Here is a 12,653-nt window from a genome sequence, read left to right as displayed (position 1 = left end):
GTTATGCCCCCTGATCCATATTTTTGCCCAGCGGTATAGCATCTTCATTAGCGAAGTTTTCCACCGAGGCTGATTTCTCAAAGAAGTGCGGTGCCAGTTTCACTAAGCCGCCAGTCTGGTAATACGGGTCGCTTGTACTAATTGGCAGCGAAACAATGCTGCGGGTGATGGCCGATTTATAGATTGCCGTAATGAGTTCCAGCGAGCGCTTGCCTTGGGGCCCATCGACTAACGGTGCGGTTTTGGTTTCCAGTGCATGAAGGAAGTTTTCGATTTGCCCGATATGCAGCGTCCAGTTCAGGTGTGGAACTGACTGGAAGCTATCCTCAAGCTGGTTTTCAAGTTTTGTATCACGGGTTTCAATCGGGAAACCGTTCGGCGCGCTAATGCTGGCGAATTTATCCCATGGCGCAGAAATACGTGCTTTCTCACCCTGAATCACGATCTTCTGATCTTCGCCGTGATGCACCACCGATGCGGTAAGTTGCGTGAGTGCGCCAGTGTCATATTTGAAAATCGTCGCACTCAGATCTTCGACTTCGGCGTTGTCATGGGAAACGTTGGTCGTGATGGCGACCACTTCTGATGGGAAACCAAGCATCCACTGAATGGCATCGATGTGGTGCACTGCATGGTTTAATGTGCAGCCACCCCCTTCTTTTTCCCAGGTGCCACGCCACCAGAGGTCGTAATAAGAGTGTCCACGCCACCAGAATGAATCCACTTGTGCATGGCAAATTTTGCCAATTTGGTCACTTTCGAGCACTTTTTTCAAACGCCAGAAGGCATCGGTAAAACGGTTCTGGGCGATTATCGACAGCGTTTTTCCACTTGATTCGGCGGCAGCAATCATCGCATCACATTCTTGTAGTGAAGCCGCCATGGGTTTCTCGCACAGCACATGTTTGCCTGCATTTAGCGCATCAATAGAAATAGCCGCATGGACATACGGCGGGGTACAGATATCAAACACATCAATTGAAGGGTCATTAAGAATATCTTGATGGTTACTGTAGATTTTTGCGTCCATCAGCCCGTAATGCTTTTTCTTTTCTTCGGCTTTTTCGGGGTAGATATCGACCAGCGCGACAATCTGACAGCGGTCAGGAAATTCAAGATACCCCTGAATATGATTGTGGGAAATATTGCCAGTTCCAATAATAGCGATTCTTTGCATTGTGCTCTCACTTATACAAAAAAATAGGGTTTATTTTTATCAAGAATCATTTTTTGAGAGCATAGTTATGGTTTTTTTTTCACACAACCGCTATTTATGACAGGAATTGCACGGCGTAAATGGCATGGTTGTGATTAAACAAAAATGCTTGCGATGAGAAAGGGTTAGTCATGAAAATAATGTCAAAGTGCTAATGAGGCAGCGATCACAAAATGACGGGGAAGCTGAAAATCAAAGAGATAGCCGTGCTGACAGGGCTTTCGCCGAGCACGGTATCAAGGGTGTTGGCAGGTAAAAATAATGTCAGCCCACAGGCAAAAGAAAAAGTTTTTTACCACGCTCGCTATATGGGCATTTTGCGTGACATACCCGCTAGCCGTTTGCTGATGAATTCATTATTAGTCTGTGCTCCGGCTGCTGCTTTTACACCTAATGGCGACCATTATTATTACGAGGTGATTCAAGGTATTATTTCGGAGGTTTCACATTACGATATTCATGTTAAAAAATGCGCGCTAGATATTAACGAAGCAGACACAACTTTATTTATGAAACACATTAATGAGGAAGATGTTGATGGCGTAATAATCATTGGTATTGATGATGATTCGTTGTATCGCCTGGCGGCAGAAAGTAATAAACCGGTAGTCACCATTAATGCCAGAGATAAAAAGATGCGGCTTGATTGTGTCTCGCCAGACCATTCTGCCATTGGTTACAGCGCGGCAAAATATTTGTTAGAAAAAGGCCACCGTCAGGTACTTCTATTTACCGATTTGCGCCGGGAAACGATGATCCAGCGTCTTGAAGGGTTTAAACGGGCCTGCCTGGATCACCACCTTGTTTTTGATGAGTCAGAACATTTGCTGGTGACGAAAGGCTACGGCGAGCCAGAAGCGCGGGCAAATTTTAAAAAATATCTTGAGCAGCGTTCATTAGCACAACTGCCGTCGGCCATTCTATGTGGCGGGGGAGCCATTGCGCGCGCGGTGCTCAGTGAGTTGAAAACCCATCAGCTTCAGGTTCCAGAAGATATCTCCGTGATGAGTTGCGCTTACTCACATGAAATGGATGAAATAAAATCATTAGGGTTAACCGCCGCTTTTCAGCCGTGCCGCGAACTGGGTAGTGAAGCCGTGTGTATTCTACAAAGTCGCTTAACGCGCAACATTAGCTCGCGGTTTAATTTATTGCTCCAGGGCTCCATTGAGTTAGGGAGTTCGGTGGCTGATGTGAACTGGCGACGCAGAGAATTGTATCATTCGCAGACAATTCCATAATTATTTTAAGGCATTAATGGCTTTTACTGATAATTCCGCCGTTTTGTCATAAATTTCTTATTATCGGTGTTTTCGAGTGGCGGGCCTCACCTGGGCTGGTTAATCTGAGAACAGTTTCATTGAATTTTGAATAAAGAAAAGAGAGTGAATATGGATGAGTCACAAGTCCGCGTGGCAATCGCGGGTGCGGGTGGTCGCATGGGGCGACAACTAATTCAGGCAGCACTACAGCTGGATGGCGTAAAACTGGGTGCGGCGCTTGAGCGCACGGGTTCATCTTTGCTGGGAAGTGACGCCGGGGAATTAGCGGGTGTGGCGAAAACGGGCGTCATCGTCAGTGATAGCCTTGAAGCAGTAGCGAATGATTTCGACGTGTTTGTTGATTTCACCCGTCCTGAAGGTACGTTGAATCACCTGGCGTTTTGCCGCCAGCACGGTAAAGGCATGGTGATTGGTACTACCGGTTTTGATGATGCGGGCAAGCAGGCGATTGCTGATGCTTCAGGTGAGGTTCCGATTGTCTTTGCCGCCAACTTTAGCGTCGGCGTAAACGTGATGCTTAAGCTTCTGGAGAAAGCCGCCAAAGTGATGGGTGATTACACCGACATCGAAATCATCGAAGCGCATCATCGCCATAAAGTCGATGCGCCATCAGGCACTGCGTTGGCAATGGGTGAAGCCATTGCTCATGCCATGGACAAAGATTTAAAAGAGTGTGCGGTTTATTCCCGTGAAGGGTACACCGGCGAGCGCGTTCCAGGCACTATTGGCTTTGCCACCGTGCGTGCGGGCGACATTATTGGTGAACATACGGCGATGTTTGCGGACATCGGCGAGCGTATTGAAATCAGCCATAAAGCATCCAGTCGCATGACTTTTGCAAATGGCGCAGTTAGATCGGCATTGTGGCTGAAATCAAAGAAAAATGGCCTTTATGATATGCGTGATGTGCTGGATCTCAATAGTTTGTAAACATTATTACCCATCGTGATGTGGTTATTACAATCATAATTGTTTGATTGACAGGGCAATATTTTATTGCCCTTTTTTATTTTTGTTTTTTTAAGGGGTTATTGTAATTTTTTTCTTCAAACTCCAGTAATCATAAGATTACCTTCTATTATTCATGGTTCAGCGGTTAATTTTGACCATTTGGTCCACTTTTTACCCTCCTTCATGTCAGGTTACGGGTTATCCTGGTCCGCAACCGATTACGCGTTATGAGTTAGCTGTTGATTTCACCGCTCAATTCCTCTTTTTCTCATCAGAGAGCTAAAAAACACATAAAAAGTTGCGCTTATGGTAGACTTTTGCCCGGCCTCTCACTAGAATGCCGCCGTTTGTCAAAATTCCAAATGACAGGCTGTTTTGCATTGATTCATGAATTGGTTTTGAATTAATATGCAAATAAATTGACTGTTTATTCCCTGGAGGACGTTTTGATTAAGTCAGCGCTGTTGGTTCTGGAAGACGGAACCCAATTCCACGGTCGGGCCATTGGGGCATCGGGTCAGGCTGTTGGGGAAGTCGTTTTCAATACCTCAATGACCGGTTATCAAGAAATCCTCACTGATCCTTCCTACTCCCGCCAGATTGTCACTCTTACTTATCCTCATATCGGTAATGTCGGCACCAATGCTGCTGACGAAGAATCCTCCCAGGTACATGCGCAAGGCCTCGTCATCCGTGACCTACCACTGATTGCCAGCAACTATCGCAATACCGAAGACCTTTCTTCTTACCTCAAACGCCATAACATCGTGGCGATTGCCGATATCGATACCCGTAAGCTGACCCGAATTCTGCGCGAGAAAGGTGCACAGAACGGCTGCATCATCGCCGGTGATAACCTGGACGCCACACTGGCTCTTGAGAAAGCGAAAGCCTTCCCAGGCCTTAATGGTATGGACCTTGCGAAAGAAGTGACCACGCAAGAAGCTTATGCCTGGCAGCAAGGTAGCTGGACGCTTGAAGGCGAGTTGCCAGAAGCGGCTAAAGAAGAAGATTTACCATTCCATGTCGTGGCTTACGATTACGGCGTGAAGCGCAACATTCTGCGTATGTTGGTTGACCGCGGTTGCCGCCTGACTGTTGTACCGGCACAAACACCAGCAGAAGAAGTGCTGAAGATGAATCCAGACGGCATCTTCCTTTCTAACGGCCCTGGTGACCCGGCGCCATGCGACTACGCTATCAGTGCAATAAAATCCTTCCTGGAAACAGACGTGCCGGTATTCGGTATCTGTCTGGGCCACCAGTTGCTGGCTCTGGCAAGCGGTGCAAAAACTGTGAAGATGAAGTTTGGTCACCACGGTGGCAACCACCCGGTGAAAGATTTGGATCGCGACTGCGTAATGATTACTGCTCAGAACCATGGTTTTGCAGTAGAAGAATCAACACTTCCTGCGAACCTCCGTGTGACCCATAAGTCACTGTTCGATGGCACGCTGCAAGGCATTCATCGCACAGATAAAGCAGCATTCAGCTTCCAGGGGCACCCAGAAGCAAGCCCTGGCCCACACGATGCGGCGCCGCTGTTTGACCACTTTATCGAATTGATTAAGCAATACCGTTATACCGCCACTTTTACCAGCAAGTAAGTATCAGGAGCTAAGAAAATGCCAAAACGTACAGATATAAAAAGCATCCTGATCCTCGGCGCAGGCCCAATTGTTATCGGCCAAGCGTGTGAGTTCGACTACTCCGGTGCTCAGGCGTGTAAAGCGCTGCGTGAAGAGGGTTACCGTGTCATTTTGGTGAACTCCAACCCGGCAACCATTATGACCGACCCGGAAATGGCCGATGCGACTTACATCGAGCCGATTCACTGGGAAGTGGTGCGCAAAATCATTGAGAAAGAGCGCCCGGACGCTGTTCTGCCAACCATGGGCGGCCAGACTGCGCTGAACTGTGCGCTGGAACTCGAGCGCGAAGGTGTTCTCGCAGAATTTGGCGTCACCATGATTGGTGCTACCGCTGATGCAATTGATAAAGCTGAAGATCGCCGCCGTTTCGACGTGGCGATGAAAAAAATCGGCCTTGATACTGCGCGTTCTGGCATTGCTCACAACATGGAAGAAGCGTTGGCTGTTGCCGCTGATGTGGGTTATCCGTGCATCATCCGCCCTTCATTCACCATGGGTGGCAGCGGCGGCGGTATCGCTTACAACCGTGAAGAATTCGAAGAAATCTGCGAGCGTGGTCTGGATCTTTCGCCAACCAAAGAGCTGCTGATTGACGAATCCCTGATTGGCTGGAAAGAGTACGAAATGGAAGTTGTGCGTGATAAAAACGACAACTGCATCATCGTGTGCTCTATCGAAAACCTTGACCCAATGGGTATTCACACCGGTGACTCCATCACCGTGGCGCCAGCGCAAACGCTGACCGACAAAGAATACCAAATCATGCGTAACGCCTCGATGGCGGTGCTGCGTGAAATCGGCGTGGAAACGGGCGGTTCTAACGTGCAGTTCTCGGTTAACCCGAAAACTGGCCGTCTGATTGTTATCGAGATGAACCCGCGCGTGTCGCGCTCTTCAGCTCTGGCTTCTAAAGCGACCGGTTTCCCGATTGCGAAAGTGGCAGCAAAACTGGCGGTGGGTTACACCCTCGATGAGCTGATGAACGATATCACCGGTGGCAAAACCCCGGCATCGTTCGAACCGTCCATCGACTACGTTGTGACGAAAATTCCTCGCTTCAACTTCGAAAAATTCGTCGGTGCCAATGACCGTCTGACTACCCAGATGAAATCTGTGGGCGAAGTGATGGCGATTGGCCGCACGCAACAGGAATCACTGCAAAAAGCATTGCGTGGCCTGGAAGTGGGCGCGACCGGTTTTGACCCGAAAGTGAATCTGGATGACCCGGAAGCGCTGACCAAAATCCGCCGCGAGCTGAAAGATGCCGGCGCTGAGCGTATCTGGTACGTTGCTGATGCATTCCGCGCGGGCATGTCTGTTGATGGCGTGTTCAACCTGACCAACATCGACCGTTGGTTCCTGGTGCAGATTGAAGAGCTGGTTCGCCTGGAAGAGAAAGTCGAAGAGATTGGCATTACTGGCCTGACTCACGACTTCCTGCGCTTCCTCAAGCGTAAAGGCTTTGCCGATGCGCGCCTGGCTAAACTGGCTGGCGTTCGCGAATCTGAAATCCGCAAACTGCGTGAGCAATACCAATTACACCCGGTTTATAAGCGTGTTGATACCTGTGCGGCTGAGTTCTCAACAGATACCGCCTACATGTACTCCACTTATGAAGACGAGTGTGAAGCTAATCCGAACAACGACCGTGACAAAATCATGGTGTTGGGTGGCGGCCCGAACCGTATCGGCCAGGGTATCGAGTTTGACTACTGCTGCGTTCACGCATCCCTTGCGCTGCGTGAAGATGGTTACGAAACCATCATGGTTAACTGTAACCCGGAAACGGTTTCTACCGACTACGACACATCTGACCGCCTGTACTTCGAACCAGTAACCCTCGAAGACGTGCTGGAAATTGTCCGTGTTGAGAAACCAAAAGGCGTAATCGTGCAGTACGGCGGCCAGACTCCGCTGAAACTGGCGCGTGAACTGGAAGCCGCAGGCGTTCCGATTATCGGCACCAGCCCGGATGCCATCGACCGTGCAGAAGACCGTGAGCGTTTCCAGCACGCAGTTGACCGCCTCAAGCTGAAGCAACCTGCCAACGCCACCGTGACCGCCATCGAAATGGCCGTAGAAAAAGCGGCACACATTGGTTACCCGCTGGTTGTTCGTCCATCCTACGTTCTGGGTGGCCGTGCGATGGAAATCGTGTATGACGAAGTGGATTTACGCCGTTACTTCCAGACTGCTGTCAGTGTATCGAACGATGCGCCAGTGCTGCTCGACCGCTTCCTCGACGATGCGGTAGAAGTTGATGTTGATGCCATCTGCGACGGTGAAGCCGTGCTGATTGGTGGCATCATGGAACACATCGAACAGGCTGGCGTTCACTCCGGTGACTCCGCATGTTCACTGCCAGCTTACACACTGAGCCAGGAAATCCAGGACGTGATGCGCCAACAGGTGCAGAAACTGGCTTTCGAGCTGCAAGTTCGCGGTTTGATGAACGTGCAGTTTGCGGTGAAAGATAACGAAGTCTACCTGATTGAAGTGAACCCGCGTGCTGCGCGTACCGTACCGTTTGTCTCGAAAGCGACCGGCATGGCACTGGCGAAAGTGGCGGCGCGTGTGATGGTTGGTCAAACGCTGGCACAACAGGGCATGACCAAAGAAATCATCCCGCCTTACTACTCCGTGAAAGAAGTGGTGCTGCCGTTCAACAAATTCCCGGGCGTTGACCCACTGTTAGGGCCAGAAATGCGCTCAACCGGTGAAGTCATGGGTGTGGGCCGCACCTTCGCTGAAGCGTTCTCTAAAGCGATGCTGGGTAGCCAGTCCACTATGCGTAAACCGGGCCGCGCATTGCTTTCTGTTCGCGAAGGCGACAAAAAACGTGTGGTAGACCTGGCGGCTAAATTGCTGAAACAGGGCTTTGAACTGGATGCAACTCACGGCACTGCGGTTGTGTTGGGCGAAGCAGGCATTAACCCACGTCTGGTGAACAAGGTGCATGAAGGTCGTCCGCACATTCAGGATCGTATCAAGAATGGCGAATACACCTACATCATCAACACCACTGCGGGCCGCCAGGCGATTGAGGATTCCAAACTCATTCGCCGTAGCGCGCTGCAATACAAAGTGCATTACGACACCACGCTGAACGGCGGCTTTGCCACCGCGATGGCGTTGAACGCTGACGCGACAGAAAAAGTCATTTCAGTGCAGGAAATGCACGCGCAAATTACTAAGTAATTGCCGCAAAATGTCTGGCTGCGGTTTCGCAGCCAGACATTCTCCCCTCGCTTTATTCTTCAGAGTGTTCTGGTTTTTCTTATCTCTTCAGTTAGTTAGTCTAAAGTTGAATTTCAATTGAATGAAACTGACTGTTAAGCGGGGAAAACACCATGCGAAATAAACAACTGATTGCTACATCTGTGACTGCTCTGGCGCTGCTCTTTGTTAGTGGGTGTTCATCTGACCAGACCGTCAAAACCACTGACGGTAATACTATCGTGACCGATGGCAAACCACAGGTTGATGATGATACCGGGATGGTATCGTATAAAAATGCAGAGACAGGCAAGACCGAGCAGATTAACCGCGATCAGGTGAAATCAATGAATGAACTAAAAAACTAATCGCGAGCGCTGCAAACCAAAACGCACCGCCAGCCTGAGTGCGCAGTGGATTAGCCCGGATTGTGACGTGTCGTTTTCTTTTACAATGGCTTATGCTTACACGCAGAGCTCACGGTTCAAGAGAACGACATGATTTTGATTATTTATGCACATCCTTACCCGCAACACTCTCACGCAAACCGAAAAATGCTCGAGCAAGCCTCGCTTTTGCCCGATGTAGAAGTGCGTTCCCTCTATGGGTTATACCCCGATTTCAACATTGATATTGCCGCCGAGCAGGAAGCATTAAGCCGCGCAGATTTGGTTATCTGGCAGCATCCGATGCAGTGGTATAGCACGCCCCCTCTTATGAAATTGTGGATAGATAAAGTGCTTTCTCACGGTTGGGCTTATGGTCACGGTGGAACCGCGCTGCGTGGTAAGCAAGTGATGTGGGCAGTGACCACCGGCGGCGGCGATCATCACTTTGATCTGGGCGACCACCCCGGTTTTGATGTGCTCGGGCAGCCGTTACAAGCGACAGCACTTTACTGCGGCATGAACTGGCTACCGCACTTCACCATCCATTTCACGTTTGTCTGCGATGAAAATACCCTCGAGGTTGAAGCTGAAATGTATAAACAACGCTTGCTCGACTGGCAGGAGACAAACAATGGATAGCCACAGCATGTTGCAGGTGCTGATTTACCTTGGCGCTGCGGCGATAATTGTGCCGATAGCGGTGCGACTGGGGCTCGGTTCAGTGCTGGGCTATCTGATTGCCGGCTGCATTATTGGCCCCTGGGGGCTTCGCCTGGTGACGGATGCAGAAACTATTTTGCACTTCGCCGAAATTGGCGTGGTGCTGATGCTGTTCGTCATTGGTCTGGAGCTTGACCCCCGACGCCTGTGGACGCTACGCGCCTCGGTGTTTGGCGGTGGCGCGCTACAAATGGTGGCGTGTGGGTTGCTGCTCGGTTTGTTCTGCATGTTCTTAGGACTGCGTTGGCAGGTGGCGGTTTTAATCGGCCTGACGCTGGCGCTTTCTTCTACCGCCATCGCTATGCAAGCCATGAACGAGCGTAACCTGACGGTTTCGCAAATGGGGCGCAGTGCATTCGCCGTGCTGCTATTCCAGGATATCGCAGCAATTCCTCTGGTGGCGATGATTCCGTTATTGGCGAGCAGTGGCGCGACCACAACCTTCGCGGCATTTTCGATTTCGGCACTCAAAGTGGTGGGGGCTCTGGCGATTGTCGTGTTGTTAGGCCGTTACGTCACACGCCCGGTGCTGCGTTTTGTCGCACGTTCGGGTCTGCGTGAAGTCTTCAGCGCCATGGCATTATTTATGGTGTTTGGTTTTGGTCTGTTGCTGGAAGAGGCCGGGCTTTCAATGGCGATGGGCGCCTTTCTGGCAGGCGTGTTACTGGCCAGTTCCGAATATCGCCATGCGCTGGAAAGTGATATCGAACCGTTCAAAGGTTTGCTGCTGGGGCTGTTTTTCATCGGCGTGGGGATGTCGATAGACTTTGGGACGCTACAGGAAAACCCGTTGCGTATCATCGCACTGCTGTTCGGTTTCCTGGCGATAAAAATCATTACGCTGTGGATAGTAGCAAAACCGCTTAACGTACCCCGTAAGCAACGGCGCTGGTTTGCTGTTTTGTTGGGGCAGGGCAGTGAATTCGCTTTCGTGATTTTTGGTACCGCCAAAATGGCACAGGTGCTGGACGACAGCTGGGCGAAATCGCTTACGCTTGCCGTTGCGCTATCGATGGCGGCAACACCTTTGTTGCTGGTGTTGCTAAACCATCTGGAAAAATCAGGTAAAGAGCAGGCTCGGGAAGCGGATGAAATCGACGAAGAACAACCACGGGTCATCATTGCAGGCTTCGGGCGCTTTGGGCAAATCGCCGGGCGTTTGTTGCTCACCAGCGGTGTGAAAATGGTGGTTCTCGACCACGACCCGGACCACATAGAAACGCTGCGTAAGTTTGGCACCAAAGTTTTTTATGGCGATGCAACGCGCGTGGATTTACTGGAATCAGCCGGGGCGGCAAAAGCTGAAGTGCTGATCAATGCCATTGATGATCCTGATGCCAGTATGCAGCTGGCGGAGCTGGTACAGGAGCATTTCCCGCATCTGAAAGTGATTGCGCGAGCACGCGATCTTGACCACTTCATTCGCCTGCGCCAGTTGGGTGTTGATCAACCCGAGCGTGAAACATTTGAAGGGGCGTTGAAAGTGGGGCGTCGGGCTCTTGAAGGGCTGGGTGTTGGCAGCTATGAGGCGCGTGAACGAGCTGATCACTTCCGACGTTTCAATATGCAGATGGTCGAAGAAATGGTGCCAGCAGCCGACTGGTCGGCGCGTGCCGATGTGCTTAAACGCACCAGTGCCATGCTAACTGAGGTGATTAACGAAGACCGTGCGCACCTCAACGTGATTCAACGTCATGGTTGGCAGGGGACGGAAGAAGGGCTTCATTCAGGGAAGCTGGCAGATGAGCCGCCAGTGAAACCGGAATAACTAAAAAGCTCCCGAATTTGGGAGCTTTTTAAATCTATTGGTTCGAGTAAAAGTCAACTCAACGCGACTTTAATCCCCAGCGCAATCAGCATTCCACCGAGCAGCTTATCGACAATCTTCTGTGCTTTAGCAAGGCCGCGGCGAACGGGTTCGCTTTGGATTAACACGACCAACAGCGGCCACCAGACCACGGACAGCATCAGAATGACACCGGCGTACCACAGTTTTTCCATGGTGCCTGAGTTCACGCTCAATACCTGAGTGAAAACCGAAAGGAAGAACAGCGTCGCTTTTGGATTTAACAGGTTGCACAAATAGCCCTGTAAAAACGCTTTCTTGAGCGTCGTTTGCTGGCGCTCAACGTTGCTGACATCCATCTTACTGCTGCCGCGTGCGAATAACGCCTGCAAGCCAACCCAAATCAGGTATGCGGCGCCGGCATATTTCAACAGGTCGAATAACCAGGGAGTGGTGGTGATGAGCACGGCTAAACCCGCCACACAATAAGTCATGTGTGTTGCCACGCCGCTGATAACCCCCAGCGAAGTCATCATTGCCGCAGTGCGTGAATAGCGGGCGGCATTCTTAATGACCAGAAAGAAATCAGGCCCAGGGGAAAGCATCCCCAGAGTGGCAATGGTGGCGACAAAAAGCGTGGTTTCCAGCATGGTTTTATCCGGCAAAATAGAGGAAAAGTGTGAACTGCGACAACTATAACGCAGCTATCACGTAAACTTATAGTGGATGGTCTTCCACAGTTAAGAATTTTTTACGTTCCTTCTGGCAATTTTAAGCTAACTCATTGTTCCAGCAGTATCAGGAAGCAATGCGTTACAGGTTTACAGTCGCAGAATAAAAAAATTCTTACGGACAGGCTTGCGGACAGTCGACGAAAGAATGCGCTTTCCGTATAGTGGCGGCAATTTTTTCACCACCCTTGGGTTAATAGAATGATCAGTCTGATTGCTGCATTAGCGGTAGATCGTGTAATTGGCATGGAAAACGCCATGCCCTGGGATATCCCTGCCGATCTGGCATGGTTTAAACGTACTACGCTCAATAAACCTGTCGTCATGGGGCGTTTGACCTGGGAATCGATTGGTCGTCCTCTTCCGGGTCGCAAGAATATCGTTATTAGCAGCAAGCCTGGCACCGATGACCGCGTTGAGTGGGTTTCATCTGTAGAAGATGCCATTAAAGCCTGTGGCGATGCGGAAGAGATTATGGTGATTGGCGGGGGGCGTGTTTACGAACAGTTCCTGCCGAAAGCACAGCGCCTGTATCTGACGCATATTGATGCGGAAGTGGAAGGGGACACGCACTTCCCGGATTACGATCCGGATGAATGGCAGTCTACCTTCAGCGAATTCCACGACGCCGACGAGCTCAACTCGCACGGCTACTGTTTTGAAGTTCTGGAACGTCGTTAAGGCGTTGAAGAATGAAAAAAACGGTTAG

Annotated in this window: 10 protein-coding genes; 8 read left to right on the top strand and 2 right to left on the bottom strand. The window is 50.4% G+C overall.

Annotated elements, in window-relative coordinates; genetic code table 11:
* Window position 1 precedes the first annotated feature (1 nt).
* Window positions 2–1,177, bottom strand: a complete 1,176-nt coding sequence (locus M975_RS15640) for a Gfo/Idh/MocA family protein (RefSeq protein WP_064560854.1) — start codon at window positions 1,175–1,177, stop codon at window positions 2–4.
* 212 nt (window positions 1,178–1,389) lie between these two features.
* Here M975_RS15640 and M975_RS15635 point away from each other — a divergent pair, with 212 nt between their 5' ends.
* The 7 genes from M975_RS15635 (at window position 1,390) to kefC (ending at window position 11,195) form a co-directional block, all read left to right on the top strand.
* A complete protein-coding gene (locus tag M975_RS15635) occupies window positions 1,390–2,457 on the top strand; it encodes a LacI family DNA-binding transcriptional regulator (RefSeq protein WP_064560853.1) in 1,068 nt (355 codons plus the stop codon).
* Between the two features lie 150 nt (window positions 2,458–2,607).
* Window positions 2,608–3,429: a 4-hydroxy-tetrahydrodipicolinate reductase gene (dapB, locus tag M975_RS15630; protein ID WP_064560852.1), complete on the top strand. Its 822-nt coding sequence runs from the start codon at window positions 2,608–2,610 to the stop codon at window positions 3,427–3,429.
* Window positions 3,430–3,896: 467 nt separating this feature from the next.
* A complete protein-coding gene (gene carA / locus M975_RS15625) occupies window positions 3,897–5,057 on the top strand; it encodes a glutamine-hydrolyzing carbamoyl-phosphate synthase small subunit (protein WP_064560851.1) in 1,161 nt (386 codons plus the stop codon).
* 18 nt (window positions 5,058–5,075) lie between these two features.
* Window positions 5,076–8,300: a carbamoyl-phosphate synthase large subunit gene (gene carB, locus M975_RS15620; protein ID WP_064560850.1), complete on the top strand. Its 3,225-nt coding sequence runs from the start codon at window positions 5,076–5,078 to the stop codon at window positions 8,298–8,300.
* Window positions 8,301–8,452: 152 nt separating this feature from the next.
* Window positions 8,453–8,686, top strand: coding sequence for a YgdI/YgdR family lipoprotein (locus M975_RS15615; protein WP_064560849.1), 234 nt, complete (start codon window positions 8,453–8,455; stop codon window positions 8,684–8,686).
* Between the two features lie 129 nt (window positions 8,687–8,815).
* Entirely contained in the window at window positions 8,816–9,346 is a 531-nt protein-coding gene (gene kefF / locus M975_RS15610) for a glutathione-regulated potassium-efflux system oxidoreductase KefF (protein WP_064560848.1), read from the top strand.
* The gene (gene kefC / locus M975_RS15605; RefSeq protein ID WP_064560847.1) at window positions 9,339–11,195 is read left to right on the top strand and encodes a glutathione-regulated potassium-efflux system protein KefC; all 1,857 of its coding nucleotides are present in this window, start codon (window positions 9,339–9,341) and stop codon (window positions 11,193–11,195) included. Before kefF ends, kefC begins: the two co-directional genes overlap by 8 nt.
* Before the next feature lie 53 nt (window positions 11,196–11,248).
* Here the strand turns inward: kefC and M975_RS15600 are convergent, their stop codons facing one another.
* Complete coding sequence (locus tag M975_RS15600) at window positions 11,249–11,863, bottom strand: LysE family transporter (RefSeq protein WP_064560846.1); 615 nt, start codon at window positions 11,861–11,863, stop codon at window positions 11,249–11,251.
* Window positions 11,864–12,145: 282 nt separating this feature from the next.
* Between M975_RS15600 and folA the strand changes: the two genes are divergently transcribed.
* Window positions 12,146–12,625, top strand: a complete 480-nt coding sequence (gene folA, locus M975_RS15595) for a type 3 dihydrofolate reductase (protein WP_064560845.1) — start codon at window positions 12,146–12,148, stop codon at window positions 12,623–12,625.
* Window positions 12,626–12,653: the final 28 nt, after the last annotated feature.

The sequence above is a fragment of the Buttiauxella brennerae ATCC 51605 genome (assembly GCF_001654925.1).
Classification (GTDB): domain Bacteria; phylum Pseudomonadota; class Gammaproteobacteria; order Enterobacterales; family Enterobacteriaceae; genus Buttiauxella; species Buttiauxella brennerae.
The sequence above is the reverse complement of the archived record's forward strand: the minus strand, read 5'-3'. Positions and strand labels throughout refer to the sequence as shown.